Source organism: Photobacterium kasasachensis (assembly GCF_050336885.1).
Lineage (GTDB): Bacteria > Pseudomonadota > Gammaproteobacteria > Enterobacterales > Vibrionaceae > Photobacterium > Photobacterium kasasachensis.
In genome coordinates, this window is sequence record NZ_JAKJSH010000010.1 from 243,988 (window position 1) to 264,747 (window position 20,760).

General features: G+C 48.3%; 13 protein-coding genes. 11 read left to right on the plus strand and 2 right to left on the minus strand.

Annotated elements, in window-relative coordinates:
* Positions 1 to 11: 11 nt before the first annotated feature.
* Positions 12 to 1,175, plus strand: a complete 1,164-nt coding sequence (locus L4D19_RS15775; RefSeq protein ID WP_428453239.1) for a hypothetical protein — start codon at positions 12 to 14, stop codon at positions 1,173 to 1,175.
* Positions 1,176 to 1,265: 90 nt separating this feature from the next.
* On the opposite strand, the gene L4D19_RS15780 is transcribed toward L4D19_RS15775, so the two are convergent.
* On the minus strand, positions 1,266 to 2,432 hold the full coding sequence (locus L4D19_RS15780) for a Card1-like endonuclease domain-containing protein (protein ID WP_428453219.1): 1,167 nt from the start codon (positions 2,430 to 2,432) through the stop codon (positions 1,266 to 1,268).
* A gap of 365 nt (positions 2,433 to 2,797) precedes the next feature.
* Here L4D19_RS15780 and treR point away from each other — a divergent pair, with 365 nt between their 5' ends.
* The 4 genes from treR (at position 2,798) to L4D19_RS15800 (ending at position 7,827) form a co-directional block, all read left to right on the plus strand.
* Entirely contained in the window at positions 2,798 to 3,745 is a 948-nt protein-coding gene (treR, locus tag L4D19_RS15785) for a trehalose operon repressor TreR (RefSeq protein WP_428453220.1), read from the plus strand.
* Positions 3,746 to 3,962: 217 nt separating this feature from the next.
* Complete coding sequence (gene treB / locus L4D19_RS15790) at positions 3,963 to 5,393, plus strand: PTS trehalose transporter subunit IIBC (protein WP_160650266.1); 1,431 nt, start codon at positions 3,963 to 3,965, stop codon at positions 5,391 to 5,393.
* Positions 5,394 to 5,491: 98 nt separating this feature from the next.
* A complete protein-coding gene (gene treC / locus L4D19_RS15795; RefSeq protein WP_428453221.1) occupies positions 5,492 to 7,168 on the plus strand; it encodes an alpha,alpha-phosphotrehalase in 1,677 nt (558 codons plus the stop codon).
* A 32-nt stretch (positions 7,169 to 7,200) separates the two neighbouring features.
* The gene (locus tag L4D19_RS15800) at positions 7,201 to 7,827 is read left to right on the plus strand and encodes a DUF1349 domain-containing protein (RefSeq protein WP_428453222.1); all 627 of its coding nucleotides are present in this window, start codon (positions 7,201 to 7,203) and stop codon (positions 7,825 to 7,827) included.
* Between the two features lie 95 nt (positions 7,828 to 7,922).
* Here the strand turns inward: L4D19_RS15800 and L4D19_RS15805 are convergent, their stop codons facing one another.
* Positions 7,923 to 8,561 carry a LysE family translocator gene (locus tag L4D19_RS15805; RefSeq protein ID WP_428453223.1) on the minus strand — a complete coding sequence of 213 codons (639 nt, stop codon included), beginning with the start codon at positions 8,559 to 8,561 and terminating at the stop codon, positions 7,923 to 7,925.
* 365 nt (positions 8,562 to 8,926) lie between these two features.
* Between L4D19_RS15805 and L4D19_RS15810 the strand changes: the two genes are divergently transcribed.
* The 6 genes from L4D19_RS15810 to L4D19_RS15835 all read left to right on the plus strand — a co-directional run bounded on the left by L4D19_RS15810 (position 8,927) and on the right by L4D19_RS15835 (position 20,044).
* Positions 8,927 to 9,535: a DUF1449 domain-containing protein gene (locus L4D19_RS15810; protein ID WP_428453224.1), complete on the plus strand. Its 609-nt coding sequence runs from the start codon at positions 8,927 to 8,929 to the stop codon at positions 9,533 to 9,535.
* A 101-nt stretch (positions 9,536 to 9,636) separates the two neighbouring features.
* Positions 9,637 to 11,730, plus strand: a complete 2,094-nt coding sequence (locus L4D19_RS15815) for a flotillin family protein (protein WP_428453225.1) — start codon at positions 9,637 to 9,639, stop codon at positions 11,728 to 11,730.
* A 70-nt stretch (positions 11,731 to 11,800) separates the two neighbouring features.
* Entirely contained in the window at positions 11,801 to 16,732 is a 4,932-nt protein-coding gene (locus L4D19_RS15820; RefSeq protein ID WP_428453226.1) for a DNA repair ATPase, read from the plus strand.
* The gene (locus tag L4D19_RS15825; RefSeq protein WP_428453227.1) at positions 16,719 to 17,420 is read left to right on the plus strand and encodes a phospholipase D-like domain-containing protein; all 702 of its coding nucleotides are present in this window, start codon (positions 16,719 to 16,721) and stop codon (positions 17,418 to 17,420) included. Before L4D19_RS15820 ends, L4D19_RS15825 begins: the two co-directional genes overlap by 14 nt.
* Before the next feature lie 8 nt (positions 17,421 to 17,428).
* Complete coding sequence (locus tag L4D19_RS15830) at positions 17,429 to 18,505, plus strand: toxic anion resistance protein (protein ID WP_428453228.1); 1,077 nt, start codon at positions 17,429 to 17,431, stop codon at positions 18,503 to 18,505.
* A 420-nt stretch (positions 18,506 to 18,925) separates the two neighbouring features.
* The gene (locus L4D19_RS15835; RefSeq protein ID WP_428453229.1) at positions 18,926 to 20,044 is read left to right on the plus strand and encodes a hypothetical protein; all 1,119 of its coding nucleotides are present in this window, start codon (positions 18,926 to 18,928) and stop codon (positions 20,042 to 20,044) included.
* The last annotated feature ends 716 nt before the right edge of the window (positions 20,045 to 20,760 follow it).

Sequence of the window (20,760 nt, forward strand, 5' to 3'; positions counted from 1 at the left end):
AAAGTGTCTGCATGCTTGCCGGTGCGTTTAGTCTGTCAGTAATGGCTCAAGTTCCGGGAGGTATACCGGGACTGGAACCTGAGCAGGACTGGGACCTGAACGGCTATGTCAAATACATGGCCACGGTAGTATTGCCCGATGATCAGAGCAATGGACTCGATCATCTCATCCACCAGCGGTTTAACTTTGAATATCGTTTTAATCCGGATGTTCGTTTTAATGTCGGGATGCGTAATCGCCTGTTGTTCGGTGATAGCGCAGAAACCCCGGGGTTCGGTAGGCTGGTGGGTTTTGACCCCGGTTATATGGACCTAACGACCAATTGGCTCGATAAGAACGGTGTCGTCGGTACTACGCAATTTGATCGCCTGTATCTCACCTGGCAGCATCAGGACTGGCAGCTGCAAACTGGTCGTCTCCGGATTAACTGGGGGATGGCGACACTGTGGAACCCGAATGATATCTTCAACTCGTATTCGATTTACGATTTCGATTATGAAGAGCGTTCCGGCACTGATGCGGTGATGATCAGCCGCAAGTTAGGGTTTGCCAGCGAGGTTGATGTGGTTTACAGCCCGAGTCAGGACAGTGAGCTGCACAGCTATGCCGGACGTTATTTCTTCAATCGACAGGGGTGGGACATACAGTTGCTTGCCGGCAAGTCTGGTTTGGATAATGTGGTTGGGGCTGGCTATGCCGGAGATATCAAAGGGGCTGGGTTTCGCGGTGAAGTGAGTTGGTTCGATCCGGTTCGAGATGAATGGCGGGGGGAACTCCTGACATCCACCTCTGTTGCCAGCGTTGAGGTCGACTACAGTTTCGGCGGGAAACGTAACTGGATGGCACGTGCAGCGCTTTTATATATTTCTGATCCACAGGAGCCGCGAAATGCTGTGGTGTTTCTCAACTTACCGCTCACGGCCCGGACCCTGAGCTTTACCAAGCTCAGCGGGTATGCCGATGCCAGTTTTGATATTTCACCGCTGAGCAGGCTGACTTTCTCGGGTACCTACTATGATGACGGCTCATTTTTTGTCGGCGCAAGCAATACCTATTCATTGGCCGATGACTGGCAGATGCTGACTGTGATCCAGCGGTTTGACGGCAGCAGTGATAGCTTGTTTGGGCAAACGGCCAATACACAGCTGTTCTGGCAGGTTAGGTGGAGTTTTTAGTCGCTTGAGGGTAAGTCGCTTGAATCAAATTAATGAAGGGGGAAGAGTAACGGATCACTAAGTACCCGTTACTCATATTATTAGGTTTGCTTAGGCCATGTTATGACTTTGACCACCAGCATCTCTGAGCCAGTTATGAAGGTGGGTTTGCAGATCACCAAGCTGATCAGGGCCGATAATTGCCAGTCCCAGATCCTGGGCGCGGACCAGGTCATGGTGGCGCAGCGGACGGAAGCTAACCAGCATTGCACGTGCCTGCAGGCCGCCAAGCAGATCTCGCAGTGATTCCAGTTTGTACAGCGTGTCATCACCGTCGTCGCGCATCCCTTTGGTTTTACACTCGATGATATGAAGCTTGTTATTGACCACGGTAGCTACATCCAGCTCATTTCGGACTTCGCGTTCGCCAATCTTACGGTATACCTGTACACCCAGAGAGTGATCCTGAATGGTCGGCAACTCGTTCTGGATAGCACGTACGGTGCTGTGAACCAGATTCTCCAGCCACTCACCATTGGCAAAGCGGCGTGCTTCCTCGTGCTTGAACGTCAGGATGCCACTGTTGTAAGTGGCAAGCCCCGTATCTTCCAGATCGGAGAGCAGCATCCCAAGCTCTTTGTAGCCTTGCTGTTTTTCGCTCAGCGCGACATCGAGTTTCTGCTCTTTGCGACAGGTGGTAGCAAGATAGTTAAGCGTGGCAAGGCCTGGCCCAAGTTCCAGCGCCGAGCTAGCCCAGCGCTGACCCAGTTCCCACAGCTGGTCGTTGAGTGCTTCAGGAACCATGGTTTCCGGCAGCTCACAACGGGCGCCGAAAATGGTCAGGTAATCGGTAAGCTGGATTCTGTCTTCGACTTGCTGTTGCTCGCGGTCCGAAGGATATAGCCAGCACATCTCGTCACTGAAAGGTTCAATCACATAAATAGGCCAGTGGTAGGTACGGAAGACTTCATAGGCCGATAGCAGGCGGTGGCGCAGGCCACAGCTGGCGTTGAACCAAATCTCGGATTGTTGCTGTTTAAGCTCGGCGGCTAGCTCGTTTAGGCGGCGGCGGATGCAGGTGATGTTGATGGAATCTGGAATGGTAAAGAATTCGGCTTGAATATTTCGAGGCGCAAGAATCGAAGCCAGTCGGTTATATTGTTCCTGCTGGTCCAGGGTGCCGATAAAAATCATCTTATCGGCGGGAATGCCGTGGTCGAGTAAAGGGGTTATCAGTCTTACGGGATCCTGATCGATAATGCCAACGTGAGTAATCATAATCATCCTTATGCTTTTACTCGTGTAGGCATATTAAAGAGTGGGGAGCAAAAGAACAGGCCAACACGACTTTTAGCAATTTATAGCTTTTAATGTTTAGTTCGATAATAGATATGGGGACGGAATATAAAGAATTCAAGTAAATACCGTCACCGTGAGCAATTTATCCGATTTCGCTTCAGTGAATGTCCGCTTACTGTAAGTATTTGTCATTAATCACTACTTTGTCATTTTTTCGCGATTTGATTCTTGGCAGGGAATATTTGCCGGTATCCGGAAGGATTTTGAGATAATGCTGCCGAAAATGATTGAAATCCTAAGTATGACGGTGACAATAGAGGGGATTGTATTAGCTTGTATTAATTATGACTCAGAAGCTCACTATTCTTGATATTGCAAAACTGGCCGGGGTCGGAAAATCAACCGTATCCCGTGTTCTCACCAATGATCCAAAGGTAAAACCGGAAACCCGTGAAAAGGTTGAGCAGGTGATCCGGGATTCCGGCTATGTACCGTCTAAGTCTGCACAGGCTATGCGGGGAGGCAGCGCTAAGGTGGTCGGGATCATTCTTTCGCGTCTGGACTCTCCGTCGGAAAATAAAGCGGTAAGCGGGATCCTGGAAGTGATCTATCAGGCTGGCTACGATGCCGTGATCATGGAAAGCCAGTTCAGTGCCGAGAAAACCAATGAGCACCTTGCCGTTTTGCAAAAGCGTAATGTCGACGGGGTAATCGTGTTTGGTTTTTCCGAATGCGATTTGTCAGCGATTGAGTCGCTCAAGCATAAAGCCGTCGTTATTGCTGTAGATACCGATAGGATCTCGTCGGTCGGCTACGACAATCATGGCATCATCGAGTTGGCCATGAACCACTTCATACAGCAGGGCAAGCAGCACATTAGCTACATGGGGGTCGACCCGAGCGATAAGACCACCGGCCTGATGCGCTTGAACGCCTACAAGGCCTGTTGTCAGGAGGCAGATATAGTCCCATGTTTCCAGACCGGACAGCTTAGCCATGAAAGTGCCTATCAACTGACAGATGATGTCATAGGGCCCGAGACCCAGGCGATAGTTTGTGCCAGTGACACCTTGGCCATGGGCGTTGCCAAGCGACTTCAGGAACTGGGGCGCAGTGATATTCAAGTCTCCGGCGTTGGTGCTACCGATCTTCTCTCATTTATTTTCCCCAACACCTTCAGTATTGATCCGGGCTACTTCAAGGCTGGCCACGCTTCGGCTAACTTGTTGATCAAGCAGCTATCCGGACAGCAGAGCATTACCCATTTGACCCAAGAGGCAAGCCTGAAGTAAGGCCTGACTGTTAAACAGGCTCACTTATCCTACAATCGTGTTATAGGTGGGTCGCGTTTAATAAGTAACCTGAATGTGTGAACTGATTCACGTTGTGGGAATGTTCCCATTTTCTTTTTGGGTTGGCTTTGCCATTATTATCTCGAGCGGTGGGAACATTCCCATTGCGGGATAACAATAACGACATTCCCTATCAAATATAAACATGGACATCGGCATGAGTAAGATTAATCGACAGCAAATCGAGCGTCTGGTGGAGTTAATCGGTGGCAGTGACAACATTGCTAGCGTTAGTCACTGTCTGACCCGACTGCGTTTTGTTCTTAGCGATACTGACAAGGCTAACGTCAAAGAAATTGAAGAAATCCCAATGGTGAAAGGGTGTTTCACCAATGCGGGTCAATTTCAGGTAGTGATCGGTACCGAAGTAGACGAGGTATATAAAGTTTTAACTGAGATGACGGGCAGTGCCGGCGCCAGCAAGGAAGAGGCAAAAGTGGCAGCCCGCCAGAATATGAGTTTGCTGGAGCGAGGAATTTCACACCTTGCCGAAATTTTTGTTCCGTTGCTGCCAGCAATCATCACCGGTGGTTTGATCCTCGGTTTCCGTAATGTCATCGGCGACATCCGGATGTTTGACGGTCAGACCCTGACCGAAATTAGCCAGTTCTGGGCAACAGTGCACTCCTTCCTGTGGCTGATTGGTGAAGCGATTTTCTTCTTCCTGCCGGTTGGTGTGTGTTGGTCGACAGTGAAGAAACTGGGCGGTACACCGATTCTGGGTATCGTACTGGGTGTGACTCTGGTATCACCGCAGTTGATGAATGCCTATCTCATCGGGCAACAAGTACCCGAAAGCTGGGACTTTGGCCTGTTCGTCATTGAAAAGGTCGGTTATCAGGCTCAGGTGATCCCGGCAATGTTGGCAGGTATCGCATTAGCGTTTATTGAAACCAACCTCAAGCGGATTATTCCGGCGTACCTGTACCTGGTTATTGTACCGTTTGTTTCTATCATTGTGTCAGTGATCCTTGCTCACGCATTCATCGGTCCGTTCGGTCGTATGCTGGGTGATGCAGTTGGTTACGCGGCGAAAGTGGCAATGACAGGTGACTTTGCGATTCTGGGTGCCATGGTCTTTGGCTTCCTGTACGCACCGCTGGTTATCACCGGTGTTCACCACACAACCAATGCGATTGACCTTCAGCTAATGCAAGACATGGGCGGTACGCCAATCTGGCCTCTGATTGCGCTGTCTAACATTGCTCAGGCATCGGCTGTTATGGGTATCATCTGGATCAGCAAAAAACACAACGAGCGTGAAATCTCTGTACCGGCTGCAATCTCTGCCTACCTGGGTGTTACTGAGCCTGCGATGTACGGTATTAACCTTAAGTACAAGTTCCCGATGCTTAGCGCCATGATTGGTTCTGCGATTGCCGCTGCAATCTGTGGTAGCGCCGGTGTAATGGCGAACGGTATCGGTGTGGGCGGTCTGCCGGGTATCCTGTCAATCCAACCTCAGTACTGGATGGTATACCTAGTCGCCATGCTGGTTGCAGTTATTGTACCAATCGCACTGACTCTGATTATGTACAAGCGTGCACAGGCGAAAGGCGAAATCGAACAATCTCCTCAAACTGCTTAATAAGTAGATAAACCTACAAAAATACAGCGATAAAAACTGGCTGCCGGTATCCATCGGCAGCCACATCAAACTTCAATTCAACATTCAGGCTAGACACGATGAAAGAGCAATTTGAATGGTGGCGTACGGCGACTATTTACCAAATTTATCCTAAGAGCTTTTGCGACAGCGGAAGTCAGGGTACGGGTGATATTCAAGGGATTATCTCAAAGCTCGATTATCTGAAAACATTGGGTGTCGACGCGATTTGGCTGACGCCGGTTTACAGCTCGCCAATGATCGATAACGGCTACGACATTTCCGATTATTACAACATCAACTCTGACTTTGGCACCATGGCCGATTTCGACCAACTGCTAGAGCAAGCCCATCAGCGTGGGATCCGTATCGTAATGGATATCGTGGTCAACCATACCTCGACCGAGCATGCATGGTTCCAGTCGGCACTGGGAGATAAGAACAGCCCTTATCGTGATTACTACATCTGGAAAGATCCGGTTGATGGCGGAGCGCCAACCAACTGGCAGTCTAAGTTCGGCGGAAATGCCTGGGAGCTAGATGAAGCAACGGGCCAGTACTACCTTCACCTGTTTGCCAAAGAGCAGGCTGACCTGAACTGGGAAAACCCGAAAGTGCGCCAGGAAGTGAAAGATGTGATTAGCTTCTGGGCCAAAAAAGGGGTCGATGGTTTCCGCCTGGATGTTATCAACCTGATTTCCAAGCAACAGGATTTTCCGAATGACTGTCTGGGCGACGGTCGCCGTTTTTACACTGACGGCCCTCGGGTGCATGAGTACCTGCAGGAGATCAGCGAGGCCGTGTTCCAGAAATATGGCTCGGTCACCGTTGGCGAAATGTCATCCACGACACTGGAGCATTGCCAGCAATACTCTTCGCTGGACAGTAAAGAGCTGTCGATGGTCTTTAACTTCCATCACCTGAAAGTCGATTACTCGAATGGCGAGAAATGGACCAAGGCACCGTTTGACTTCCTGCAGCTGAAAGAGATTTTTAACCACTGGCAGCAGGGACTTAATGGCAAAGGCTGGGGAGCACTGTTCTGGTGTAACCACGACCAGCCGCGTGTTGTCAGCCGCCTCGGTGATGATCAGCAATACCGTGTCGAGTCGGCCAAAATGCTGGCGGCATCGGTTCATATGATGCAGGGCACACCGTATGTATACCAGGGTGAAGAAATTGGCATGACCAACCCGGGCTATACATCAATAGAACAGTATCGTGATGTCGAAAGTACCAATATGTACGACATCATGGTGAACGAACATGGCGTAACCGAGCAGGAAATGCTGGCTATTCTGGCCCAGAAATCTCGCGATAATTCACGTACGCCAATGCAGTGGAACGACAGTCAGTATGCTGGTTTCTCTGCGGGTACACCTTGGCTGGAAGTAGCTGCTAACTATCCGGAAATTAATGCTGAAAAAGCGGTTGCCGATGACAGCTCGGTATTCCATTTCTATCGCCGCCTGATTGAGCTGCGTAAGGAAATCGACGTTATCACGACCGGTGACTACACCGATATGATGCCGGAGCACGACAGCATCTTCTGTTACAAGCGGGAATCCGAGTCCCAGGTACTGGTTTGTATCAATAACTATTACGGCGAAGTGGTTGAATGCTTCCTGCCGAAAGCCCTGGAGCTTGAAAAGGGTGAGTATGTGTTGTCCAACTATGCCGGTGTTACCGAGCAAAAACCGACACACTGCTTTGCTCTGCAACCGTATGAAACCCGAGTACTGCTGATCAACCGATAATAACAACGAGCATTGTTGACAGGGATTAGGTAATGAATGCTGAAGCAATGACTTGGCTTAATCAGCCAAAACAATTTTTGGTGGACGGTGGCGAGCTAACAATCGTCACCGAGCCAGAAACGGACTTCTGGCAACGTAGCTATTATGGTTTTCAGAACGAAAATGCCCCGGCGCTGCTGGCCAGCATTGACGAAAACTTCACCCTGTCAGTTAGGGTTCGTTTTGATTATAAAGCCCGGCTGGATCAGGCCGGGATCGTTATCTACCTCAATAAGGACAATTGGTTTAAGGCATCGATTGAGCATGAAAACCCGCATCTGGCGAGGCTCAGTAGTGTCGTGACAAACTTTGGATATTCAGACTGGTCGGGAACGGATATCGCCTCGACTACTGAAGTGTGGTTCAGGTTAAGCCGTCGGGGACCGGACTTTCTGATTGAATCCTCGTTTGACGGCGAGCACTACAGTCAGATGCGGGTGTTTCATCTTCACTTGCTGGGGGAAACGACTCAGGAAATGGGGCAGGTGGACCCCCCGCCACCAGCCTCGTTGCCTGTTAGCGTCGGCTACTACGCATGCAGCCCGCTCGATTCGAGTTTTAAAGCTCGCTTTGATGAGGTTCAGTTGGGACTATGCAGCTGGACGGCACCCAAGATGTAACTCAGTGCTTGTTTATATCTAAAGATAGATAAAAAAACACCTCGACCAGATATCTGGCCGAGGTGTTTTTGTATATAGGTCAGAGCAGGTTCTGGTTAGGCTGTCGGTAACTGTGAGGCCAATAGCCAGATAGCCAGAACAAAGAACACCAGCCCCATAAATTTGTGCTGGTTGGTTCTGAATTTTTCGTTTTTCAGCAAAGGCTGTCCCAGGCTGCCGACCATAGTGACCAGGAACAGGTTAAACAGCAGACCGAGCACATTCAGTAACAGTCCAAGTACCAGCATTTGTTCGCCCGATGACGCCGAAACTTGGGCCGAGACAAACTGTGGTAGGAAAAGGACAAAGAAGATCAGTGCTTTTGGGTTTAGCAGGTTGCTGATCACCGCGCGGCGGTAAAGGGTTTTCGCCAGGCCTGAAGTATGTTCGACATCCGGTGCATCTGCCGGGTTGGTACGCATGCAGTCCCAGCCCATTTTAAGCAGGTAGGCACCACCTAGCAGGCGCAGAGCCTGAAGGGCAATAGGGTTCATGGCGATCAGTGCCGAAACGCCCATTGCGGCAAGAACGGTCAGAACGACACCAGAGGTGGCATTGCCGAGGCTTGCAAATACGCCGACTTTTTTGCCATAGCTCAGGCTAGAGCTGGCGATCAGTAACATATCCGGTCCGGGCATAAGTAATAGGGCGACTACTGCCGTCAGGTATACCGGCAATACGGTGAAATCTATCATTTTCAAAGTGCTGTTCAGAAAGAAGGGCTGGATTCTACCTCCAAATTCAGATGAATAGAATAATTGGAGTCAATAAATTGGTCGATATTTCCGCAGTATGATCATTTGGTGGTTTTTTGTACTTATTGTGGCTGAGTGAATTTTATGCGCTTTAATCTTTGGCTGTAGGAGATAGTCAACGTTATAGAATGAGTGGTGAATTATTCATCACTTTTCGATTGGTAGTTATTGTTTTTACTTAACTTTGCGAGCTGTGAGCTAAACCGCAAAAATGCCTGTCGCTGCCATAATCATCTTGTTGGGGAATGGAGAGTTGCATATTATGTCTTGATAGTTGGGCTGTATCTGTCGAGGTTTGTCTATTAATGTCTGCGTTCATTAATGCCCTGTTGTCCTACCCTGTAGTTATCTTCTCTGTTCCTTTCTGCCTCTTTTTCGGATTGATGCTCATCGACCTGATCTTTGATTTGTCTGACGGCAGCCTCGGTGATGCAGATGGTGTGGATTTGGATTCGGGCTGGTCAGCCAAGTTAATGCTGCCGCCGATTGTTTCTCAGGTACCACTGCCTGTAGCACTGACGGTGAGTAGCTTCTTCGCGATGGTGCTGACGTATTACCTCGATCAATATCTGTTTGGCCTGCTTTCTGGTGCTGTTTTTTACGCAGTGACTGTGCCGGCACTGTTTATTATCTATTACCTTTCTCTTCATATTTCTGCGTTTGTTCTTAAGCCACTAGGGCCGGTGTTCAATGCCAAAAATGCATTCGCCAAAATTAGCTATGAAGGGATGAGAGCCAGTGTCCGCAGCAACCATATTTCTGCAGAGCATGGCGAGGTTGTGATCCGCCAGGATGGAAATGAAATTCAGTTAGATGCCTATATTGAGGGGGAGGGTGATATTCACTACGGCGATGAAGTCGTCATCATCTCGAAACACCCGAGCCTGGAAAAATACCTGGTCGCCAAGATTTAGTTTCTTGCCTTTATTTGCTTCTAGCCTACCCATTACACCGTTAGCCTGAATAACAGGCTAACGGCTTATATTATTTATTAAGTTTACAAAGGAGTTGTCCGATGGTTTTGTCTCCAAGCATGATGTTTATTCTTGCTGGTATTGGAATTGTATTAGTGATCTTGCTATTCCTGACCTCACGCTATCGTAAAGTTCGCAACGAAGGTGAGGCCCTGATCATCAACGGCGTTGATCGTACCCGCGCCTCTCTGACCGGTACGTTCGTCTGGCCGGTTGTCAACCGTGCGGAATATATGGATATCACCCGTAAGAAGATTTCGGTGGTCCGTAGCGGTCGCAAAGATCAGGAAGGTGAAGAATACGAAGGCCTGCATTGTAAAGACAACATTCGTGCTGACTTAAAAGTAGATTTCTATATTGGTGTCAACCACGAAGAAGATGACATTATTCGTGTCGCCAAGCTATTTACCACCATCGGTGCATCAAACCCGGAGCGCCTGAAAGAACACTTCCAGCCGAAATTCTCCGAAGCATTGAAGACAGCCGTTAAGCAATTTGGATTTGAAGAACTGCTGACGAACCGCCGTGCGTTCCGTGATGCCGTAGTAACGGTGATCGGCAGCGAGATGGATGGCTTCAAAATTTACGATGTGGTTATCGACAAGGTCGATCAAACTGCGCTGGAAGCGCACGATCCTAACAACATTTTGGATGTAGAAGGGATCCGCAAGATCTCCTCGATTACTTCGGTGAAAAACACTGAAACCAATGCGATCCGTCAGGATGAGCAAACCTCTATCAAGAAGAAAAATGTCGAAGCTGAAGCCAACCGTCTGCAACTCGACAAGCAGGAAAAAGAGAGTATTGCCCGTACCCAGCGTGAGGTCGATATTATCAAGGCACAAGAGCAGGCACTGGCTGAAGAAAAGCGTCAGGAGTACGAGCGTATTACTCGTCTGGCTCAGCTAGAGACCGAAGAAGAAGTGTCGAAGAGGAAAGAGTCGGTCGAGATGGAAGTCGAGATGACTCGTATTGCCAACCAGCGTCAGGTTGCTATTCAGCAAGAAGAGCTGAGCCGCGCAGTGGAAACGGAAAAAGTTCGTACTGCAACCGAAGTGGCACAGAAAGAGATGGATAAAGAGACGACCGTCGAAGAGGCGTTGAAGTCGGTGGCGGAAACTCGCTCCCAGCGTGTTGAGATTGAACGTAAGATTGCCCGCGAGGAAGAAGAGACCGAGAACCTGCGTGCAACCGAACAGGTTAACCGTCAGAAGAAAGTCCGAATGGTTGAAGCTGAGGCGGAAGCGGAATCCAAGCAGCTTGAATTGCTGGTGGCGGCGAAAGCCGAGAAAGAAGCAGCCAAAGAACAAGCCGACAAGCGACTGATTGAAAACGAAGCGGAAATTAAGATCCGTACTCGCGATGCCGAAAATGAGCTGGCAGTGAAAACTCGTATCGCAGAAGCTGAATATGCTGTGCAGACCAAGCAGGCAGAAGCTGAGTTTGTTAAGCAGGATCGTGAAGCGGCTGCGAAAGAGCGTATGGCGCAGGCTGAGAAAGAACAGATCAGTGCCACAGGCTTGGCCGAGGTTGAAGTAGAACGCGAACGTGCTGTAGCGATTAAGGAAACGGGTGAAGCCGAAGCCTTTGCACTGCAATCTGCCGGTGAGGCGGAAGCAGAAGCACTGCGTGCTAAAGGTTTGGCAGAAGCCGAAGCCCAGACCGCGCGCTTCGAGGCGGCTCGTCAATATGACGACCAGACTCGTGAGCACGACAAGTGGGTGATGCAGCTTCAGCAGCAGAAAGATCTTGAAATTGCCCGCATTACTGCCCAGCAGGAAGTGTCGTCTGAGAGTGCAAAAGCGCTGGCTCAGGCACTGGCAGCAGCGGATATTAAGCTGTTCGGCGGTGAAGGTATGGAGCAGATTCGCCGTACGGTGATCGATTCAGCTGCGCTGGATAATCGCTTTAGCGAGTCTGAGGTCTTGTCGCCTTTGGTTAGCGAGTACATGAACGGTAATCGCAGCCTGCCGCAGGATCTGAAAGACATTCTGGAAAACACTGAACTCAAATCTAACGATATCAGCAATATCGCCATTGCGAATCTGCTGAATTCGGCCAACAGCCCGGCTGACTTGCTATCGACACTGAAAGAAAAGTTGTCAGCAAAAACAGATAGCTCGCTTGATAGTTAACTGACAGGCAACCCCCCTAGGACTTGAGGCTTGAGGCTTGAGGCCTGAGGGGGTTCAAGGATTGAGTAAAGTGACAGAAACAACGACTGATAGTGCAATTGATAAAGCAGTTGGTGAGGCAGGGGCCTATGAGGTTCTTAAATCCCGGCTTTCCCAACAAGGTGATACATTAAAATCTCTGGCGCAGACATTTAACCAAAAGCGCCAGGAAACCTTTGGCGGCAGTGAGTTCTCGCTAACCGGCAAAGCCAATGTTCAGACCGACAGCCGAAGTATTCCGGTCGACATGGCCCAGGTAAACGGCCAGTTGCTGTTCGGCTATCAGGTCTTCATGGGGCTCAAAACAGCGCCTGCACTGAATGATGTCTTCGGCCTGTATACCCTGTCTGAGAATGACGGCACATTCCGGATGGACCCGGTAGGGTTGGAAGATTCATTCCTCAGCGATTCCCAGTTCAGCCACGAATTTACCGAGCTCTTTACCTACTACAAAGATGCTCGCCTGTCGCAAATCTCCCGCCAGGAAAATATCCTGTATCTGGCGTTTCAAATTGGGATGCGGGCAGAAGATCGTAAAGTGTTCCGGTTTGAAATCGGCAAGGAATCGGTGCGTTACCTCGACGCTCAGGGTCAGCGAGCACTCGCCTCAGCCCAGCAGCATGACTTTGAATGGGTGATGACAACCCGCGACGATCATATCAGCGGTGAACATCCGCATGTGTCGATTAAAGATCGCCTGTTCGTCGAATGTGTCGGCGGCGACCTGACCATCAAGGTCGAAAACAATACCGAAGAGGGTCAGGGGATCTACGACGAGCCGGTTGATGATGCCTATCAAACCATCGCCGATGCCGAAATCGCCTATGCCGAAGTCGGCGATTTGATCCTGCTGAAAATGCTGCCGAACCGGGAAAAAGAGTATCGCTATTTCATTTATAACTCGCTGAACCTGCAGGTTGTCAGGGCGGATGCCATCGGTGTCAGTGCCAAGGCACTGCCGGAAAATCACGGTATTTTATACTCTCACGGTTATGTACTGGCTAACGGTGAGAGCAAGAGCTTTGAGGAATCATGGCAAGAGCTGCATTTCTTCAAGCAGGTTACCTCGCCGAATGGCGAAGATATTCTCTATTTCTTCTTTGATGTCGAGAAAGGCTCCTACGTTATCTACACCTATAACCTGATTGAGAAGGCATTTTCCGCGCCGATGCACAGCCATGGTTATAGTGTGTATCCCGATGGTCGCATGCTGATGTTCCGGGTTTCCGAGAATGCCGAGGCTTCGACCATCCACCCGCTGCGGATCTGGCAGACGCCGTTCACTGATATAGAAAACTACACCCAGACAAACAGGGAAGGGGCAGATCCGTTCCTGGTCAACCTGGGTAATGCCGAGTTGGTTCGGGCGCTTTCGTCGCTGTTGTCTATCTGTCAGTTGGCACAAAGCGAGGAAGTGAGTCAAACCGCTTATGAAGCCCTGCTTAAGACCTGTCAGACAACGCTGGATACCTATGACTGGCTAAGCAATGCCACGGCCATTGGGCTGGGGGATGCCGTCAGTCAGCTAATGGCAACGGCTGATCTCATCATCGATGAGTTCGCCAAAGTTCGCCAGCTACAGCTGCATGCTGAAACTGCTATGGCCCGGCAGCAGGAAAAAGTGACTGAGCTGGTGGGTAGCCTGAAACTGGCGCCCCGTGATGAAGCCAATACTCTGTTGGATCTGCTTGCGCAGCTAAAAGCGGAAGTGGGCAATGTGATGGCATTGCGTGAACACCGTTATATGCCTGAAGATCAGGTGGTTGAGCTACAGGAGCAGCTTGATCATCACAGGCAGGATCTCAACAAGATATTGCTGGATCTGCTGCAAGATGAAAAAGCCTATCTCCCGTATAAGCAAGATATCGCGTCAATTGATGATCAGCTGTTAACTTCCGAGAAAACCACTGAGCTGGCAGCATTGCAGGAGCGTGTCGATCGCGTCCGCAATAATCTGGCATTGGTAACGGAAGAAGTTGCTGATATCGAAACCGACGATCCGACGCAGTCTACCCGGATCCTCGATCTGACAACGGAAGTGACCGCCAAGCTGAATGCAACGTCGGCCCGCCTCAAGCAAAAGCATCAGGCACTGCGTGGTGGCGAGGCAAAAGCCGAGTTCAGTTCGCAGTTCAAGCTGTTGGCTCAGTCCGTTAATAGCGCAATGGAGCAGGCACAAACCCCTGAACAGTGCGATGAACAACTGGCGAAACTGATTGGCCAGTTGGAAAAGCTGGAATCACGATTTGCCGACTTTGATGAGTTTTTGGCTGAAATTTATGCCAAACGTGATGAAATCCAGTCGACACTGGAAGGCCATAAACAGCAGCTGATCACCGCGCAGCAACGTCGGGTGCAAAACCTGAATCAGGCGGCGGATGTCACCTTCAAAAGTATTGAGAAGCGGGTTGCCCGGTTTGAAGATGTCGCGGCACTTAATAGCTTCTTTGCAACCGATAACATGGTTCAGAAGCTGCACCAATTGTCTAAGTCTATTCGTGATCTTGGTGATAGCGTTAAAGCCGATACGATTGATAGTCGCCTTAAGGCTGCACAGGATCAGGCGCTTCGCTCCCTTCGCGATAACCAGGACATTTTCGAGCAGGGCGGTAAAGTACTGCGCCTTGGCAAGCATAGATTTAGTGTCAACCAACAGGCACTGGATCTTAGTTTAGTTGAACACGATAGCGCGTTGAGCTTGCATATCTCTGGTACTGACTACTATGAACCGGTTACTAACCAGGAGTTTCTGGACTTGCAGTCGATGGCCAAACTGGATGTGGCCTCCGAGACCGACAGTGTCTACCGCGCAGAGTATCTTGCCTACAGCGTGCTCAAATCAGCCCAGCAACAGCAAGAAAACCTGACGGTAGAAGAACTGCTTAAGGCGCTCAAAGACAACACCTTGCTTAAGCTGATCCAGACCTATGCCGCGCCACGTTACCGCGAGGGTTACGTCAAAGGTGTGCATGACCACGATGCCGAGAAGATTTTGCAGGCAGTGCTGCCATGCTATGAGCAGGCTGGTTTGCTGCGATTTGATCAGGCCTCAAGAGCCAATGCATTGCTCTGGCTGGTGGAGACGACTGACGGAGACATCGAGCAGTGGCGCAAGCAGGCTCGCAATGCCTTGTTGATGAAGCAGCACCTTTCATCAGTGACTGCTTTCGATGCCCTCAAAGAGGCGCTGATAGAAGAACTGCCGCAACATATGCCGTGCGATCTTGAGCGCAGTGCCGATTATGCCATCCGCCTTCTGGGGCAAGCTTCACTGCAGGCAGAGGTAAGCCGTGACGCTATCGAACTGTGTGACGTTTATCTGGCATTTCGCCGAAGTTTAGGTTGGTTGCCTGAATCATCATCAGATGTATCGGAATTTGCCGATCATCTGCAGTGGTTAACTGCCTATAGTGAGCACCAGAACCAAGGGCAGGCATTTGTCACCGAGGCGGCGGCATTGGCAACAATTCGCGACGATAGCCGCGTAATGTTAAGCCCGGTCGATTTCTCCTTACAGCTCAAAGTCACTGACTTACTGGGTGAGCATCAACGGATGCAAGACGGTGCGCTGACGATTACCTTGGATGAGTTCCTTCAGCGCTGTCAGCACCACGATAGCCACACTATCCCGCAATATGATGCTTACCTGAAGCAGCGTGCAGCTTTGTTGGAGCAGGCCAAGCACACTATTCGCCTGGGTGAGTTCAAGCCGCGTCCTCTGACATCATTTGTCCGTAACAAGCTGATCAGTGATAGTTACTTGCCGTTAATTGGCGACAACCTGGCAAAACAGATGGGGGCAATGGGAGACAACAAGCGAACCGATTTAATGGGGATGCTATTGCTGATCTCCCCTCCGGGTTACGGTAAAACAACGCTGATCGAGTACGTTGCCCACAAACTCGGGCTGGTATTTATGAAGATCAATGGCCCTTCAATTGGCCATGAGGTCACCTCGCTCGATCCTCAGGATGCGCCGGATCAGAATGCGGCTCGTGAGGTTGAGAAAATCAACCTGGCATTCGAGATGGGTAACAATGTTCTGCTTTATCTCGATGATATTCAGCACACCAACCCTGAGTTCCTGCAGAAGTTCATTTCGCTGTGTGATGGTACACGACGGGTAGAAGGTAGCTGGAAAGGCGAAACTAAAACCTACGATATGCGCGGCAAGAAGTTTGCAGTTGTGATGGCCGGTAACCCGTATACCGAATCGGGTGATGTGTTCAAAATCCCTGATATGCTGGCAAACCGCGCCGATATCTACAACTTGGGTGACATGCTCTCTGATCAGAAAGCGGCCTTTGAGCTGTCCTTTATTGAGAACTCGCTGACCTCAAACTCGATTCTGGCACCATTGGCGACAAGGGATCTGAATGATCTGTACAGCATGATCGAGATGGCGAGAGGGGAGAACATTGCCCTGAGTGATCTTAGCCATCCGTATTCGTCGACCGAGGCCAACGAGATTGTTGCAACTCTCGATAAGCTACTGAAAGTGCAGCAAACCGTGCTGAAAGTGAATCAGCAGTACATTGCCTCTGCCGCCATGGCGGATGAATACCGCGTTGAACCACCGTTCAAGCTTCAGGGGTCTTACCGGAACATGAACAAGCTGGGTGAAAAGATCTCGCCGGTGATGACCGATGAAGAGCTTCAAACTCTGCTTCAGGATCACTATCAGGGTGAAGCCCAGACGCTAACCGCCGGAACAGAAGAGAACCTGCTCAAGCTGGCAGAGCTACGCGGTGATATGACCGACGAACAGCAACAACGCTGGCAGAGCATTAAAGACGGTTATCACCGCCGCCAGCAGATGGGTGACTCGGATGATCGCGCCGGACAGATGGTGCAGCAGATGGTGGCGTTGAACCAGAGTGTCACTAAGGTGGCACAGTCGCTACTGCAAGAGCAACATTCACCGAATCGTTCGAACAAGGAGGCCAACGGTGACGAAGTTTGATATCCAGACTCTGCTGATTGAGAGTTTTGAAGACTACAAGCTAGATAACACGGAGCGCCGTGCGCTGGCTGATAAGCTGGCAACGGCCGAACTTAAGGCGGATGACTTATCGTATTTGCGTAACCAGAGCTTTAGCCTGGTGCAGCAAATCATTCGTGAGTCTGGCGATGCGCTGCAGGCGCTGAAGTGGCTAGAGCAGGTGATCAAGCAGCTGGACAAGGCGCGCGGTGGTGATGGCGAGGTGTTGGCTGAGTCTTGGTTCTCACCGGGCAATAGTTGTGTGAATGGTATTCGACATCAGCTGAAACGGGCTGCGAAATCGGTCGATATCTGTGTATTTACTATCGCCGATGATGACTTGACCGAGGCTATCTTAGCGACCCATAAGCGTGGTGTTAAGGTACGGATCATTACCGATAACGACAAAATTAACGATGCTGGCAGTGATATCGACTACCTTGCCCGTCAGGGTATCGAGATAAAACTCGATAACACTAGCTACCATATGCATCATAAATTTGCCTTGTTTGACGGTGAACGTTTGATTAACGGCAGTTTTAACTGGACGCGTAGTGCTTCAAAGTATAACTCCGAAGATATCACCCTAACCGATGATAGTCGTCATGTTCAGGCTTTTAGTCGCCATTTCGAGCAACTTTGGCACTATTTCCCTAACTATAGTCACTAAGGAATGTTATGACTCAAGAATTATCCAATGCAATCGAATTGCGGTTAAGCGGTACAGAGCAGAAGCAGGCTGCTGATCTGGCCGAGCAGCTCAATCCGTTTGATACAGTCTCTACCTTGGTGTTCGGGAAAGAGGCGTTGCAGAGTATTACGGCGTTTTCTGATCGGGTACTGGCAGATGTCAGGGCGAAGGATACCGGTGACGCCGGAGATATCCTTCATGCCATGGTTACCAACATGAGCAGCTCGCAGTTTGATGATTTGGGCAAAGAGAGCTTCTTGTCTCGTCTGCCACTAATCGGAGAACTGTTCCAGTCGTTCGGTAAGTTTGTCAAAGGCTTCGATACCGTTAAAGACCAGCTTGAAGAGCTGGCAAAGCGGCTTGAAGCACAGGAAACCAAACTGGCGCAGGATATCCAGCAGCTTGATGGCCTGTATGACGAAAACTTAGGCCTGTTACAGCAGCTTGATATCTATATCTATGCCGGCAATCTGCGCCTCGACAAGCTGAAAAACCAGGAGCTGGTTGCACTGAAAGAAAAAGCTGATGCTAGTAATGACGCGCTAGACGGTCAGGCCTATCGTGATGCCCTGCAGGCAATGACGCGGCTTGAAAAGCGGGTTCACAACCTTAGCCTGGCTCGAATGGCAGCGATTCAGACCGCACCGCAGATCCGCCTGTCGCAGGAAGGCAACAAGATGTTGATGGAAGATATCCAGGATATCATTCACAACACCTTGCCGCTGTGGAAGCGCCAGTTCCTGATTGCGATCTCCAACTTCGAGAAAGAGAAGGCACTGAAAGTTACCCGCACGGTGAAGGACTACACCAACAAGCAGTATATCCGAAATGCCGAGAAGCTTAAGGCACTGGAAGAGCAGATCTCCGAAAACTACCAGCGTGGTATTTTGGATATCGAATCGCTGCAAACCGTTAATCAGCTCACCATCGACACCCTGAAAAATACCCTTGGTCATGTCAAAGAAGGCCGAATCAAGCGTCAGCAGGCAAGTGAAGCTCTAGTCCAAGCCGAGCAGGATCTGAAATTTGCCCTGCAAGATACTTTTGAGGAAATGCCGGGGTAGGTTGGCTCCTTATAACAAAGCCGCGAAGTGCCGCGGCTTTGTTTTGATTAGATGGCAATGAGCGGCTTATTTACAGGCTTGGTCGTTTGGTGTCTAACAAAGATATGCCCCATTCCTTTTTAGTGTAAATACTCAGCCATAAGCTATTCGTCCTCTTTTTGCCTACTTTTCCTAATATTCAGTATCATTTTTCACTGGACGGTTGTATTAGCGATTTTCTGGTTTTATATACAGTTTTATGGTTTTTTTAATGATTTTAACGACGTAACGTCAAAATTTAGTGCGTTAATTCTGGATGACAGATGAATTAATCATTATTATCAGTGAGTTATTAATCTATAAAATCAGATGATAGGTTTATTAAACGCACATGCGCACTATACAAATGTTATGCATCAATGACTTCAGGAAGGAACTTTAGTGAACATAAATGAAATAGCTGCTTATGCAAAGTTGTTAAGAAAGCTGGTTGTGATTGAAAAGCTACCAACCGACTTGCAACAACACGCAATATGCTTTCATTATTTTAATATGATGGGAGATGAGCTTGATCAAATTGTATCGAATATTGATTCAGGTAATAGTTCAAAGTTACTAGAATCAAGGTTTTTAGTTGTTGGCAATATATTCAAAAACATCTTGAGGATCTTCACAAAATCCATAAGTAAGTTTCAAACTCCTCTTGAAATTCGTGTAAAAACTCAGCTGTTGGAAGAATTTACAGATCCTAGCATAGCAAAGGATAAAATATATGAAACCGATTTGAGTAATATAGAATACTACAAATCTAGACTCAGTTTTATTGAGCTTATTTTGTACGATATCGATGTTAGTTTAGAAACATCAGAATTGATAAAGGAAATATCTTTCCCTCCAGAATACAAACAATCTGGGATATCAATTCTCAATTATTTCTCTGAAGTTGTTGAATCTAAATACCCTGATATAGATATCTCTGTAACTATTAAACAAGAGGGTGAAAATGTCCTGATGGTAATCACCTTACCATCAGGAGAAGAAGATATAATTTCAAGAGCTTTGCATGAGTATGGAAAAGTAGTCACAGGAGAAATGAAAGCTACTAGCTTTTTATCAAATCAAGTGGCAGCAATATCTCTAGAACATAAACTGGAAATGGCAAAGATGGAAGTTAGCCATACTAAACAACTTCTAGCAATGGAGAGAACAAATTCAGAATCCAGAATTTGTTCTTTAGAACAAGAAGTGGCACGTCTGTTTTCAATTATCGACTCTGGATTGTCTGAAAAATCTAATGAAGTCAAGATGTTGATAAATCTTTTGGATAAAGAGAAGCAGTTAACAACAGATACTATCCATACACTAATAGAAAATCTTGAGAGCGCTCATTCTGAAAACAATGAAGACCGAGCCAAAGATATAGTTGTAAGTTTAAAAGAAGAATCCCCATCTTTATATGACAAGTTTAATGAAATTATACTTAAGGGGGCAGTAGCAGGGGCATCAGGCAATGTATTTTACTCATGGCTTTTGGCTGTAATTCAATCAATACCAAAATAATTACAATCCCTAACAAGCAAAGTGACGTGGTCGTAGCTACGCTCCCCCTGTTTTTAGGGCGTTATTGCCTATACTTTTCCTAACTTATTAACCTTGTTGGAGTTATCTCTCTAACAAGGTTTGTCCCATGACGTGTTAAGTGCACGTCAAAATCGTTTGCCCCAAAACTGAGTAGAACCAACACTCAAATAGCTGATCTAGTGTGTCTTTTTGCCTTAGTTTTTCTCACCCGAAAAAGTTGAGAGGATAGCCACATATTATGAGTACAAGTAGCATCGCATAAGCTATAGTGTTGATTTTTCAACCACTTGTTGATAGCTTTTACCAAGTCAAAGAAATATAAAGTTGATTCCATAGCAAGATCTTTGGCAGGGTGAGAGCACACTAACTTAATCGATTGAACATTAAACACACTGCTCTTTTATTAAACTTATAATTTTGCATTTTCTCGGCAATTTTCGTGAAAATCGATTTAGATTTTAAGCTCGACCATGTGCTGATTAAAAGATAAGCAAAGTACGCTCGCGCCCTGAGTTTTTTGGAAAGTTATCTGTAGATAAAACGTTATTTTTGGAGTTGTAACTTATGAATGTTGATAATTTTAATTGTAAGACTGTTGAAGATAATTTTAATTTTTCTGATTTTAGTAGTGTGTTTTTATTCGACAATCTTTATAAAGCTGCAATTGGGTTTGAGGTTGAATATAAGTCTTTAAT

What these genes read in the sequence shown, in the direction of transcription:
- L4D19_RS15775 (WP_428453239.1), top strand. Translation starts at nt 12, where the DNA reads ATGCTTGCCGGTGCGTTTAGTCTGTCAGTAATGGCTCAAGTTCCGGGA.
- L4D19_RS15805 (WP_428453223.1), bottom strand. Translation starts at nt 8,561, where the DNA reads ATGATAGATTTCACCGTATTGCCGGTATACCTGACGGCAGTAGTCGCC.
- L4D19_RS15810 (WP_428453224.1), top strand. Translation starts at nt 8,927, where the DNA reads ATGTCTGCGTTCATTAATGCCCTGTTGTCCTACCCTGTAGTTATCTTC.
- L4D19_RS15780 (WP_428453219.1), bottom strand. Translation starts at nt 2,432, where the DNA reads ATGATTACTCACGTTGGCATTATCGATCAGGATCCCGTAAGACTGATA.
- treB (WP_160650266.1), top strand. Translation starts at nt 3,963, where the DNA reads ATGAGTAAGATTAATCGACAGCAAATCGAGCGTCTGGTGGAGTTAATC.
- treR (WP_428453220.1), top strand. Translation starts at nt 2,798, where the DNA reads ATGACTCAGAAGCTCACTATTCTTGATATTGCAAAACTGGCCGGGGTC.
- treC (WP_428453221.1), top strand. Translation starts at nt 5,492, where the DNA reads ATGAAAGAGCAATTTGAATGGTGGCGTACGGCGACTATTTACCAAATT.
- L4D19_RS15800 (WP_428453222.1), top strand. Translation starts at nt 7,201, where the DNA reads ATGAATGCTGAAGCAATGACTTGGCTTAATCAGCCAAAACAATTTTTG.
- L4D19_RS15815 (WP_428453225.1), top strand. Translation starts at nt 9,637, where the DNA reads ATGGTTTTGTCTCCAAGCATGATGTTTATTCTTGCTGGTATTGGAATT.
- L4D19_RS15830 (WP_428453228.1), top strand. Translation starts at nt 17,429, where the DNA reads ATGACTCAAGAATTATCCAATGCAATCGAATTGCGGTTAAGCGGTACA.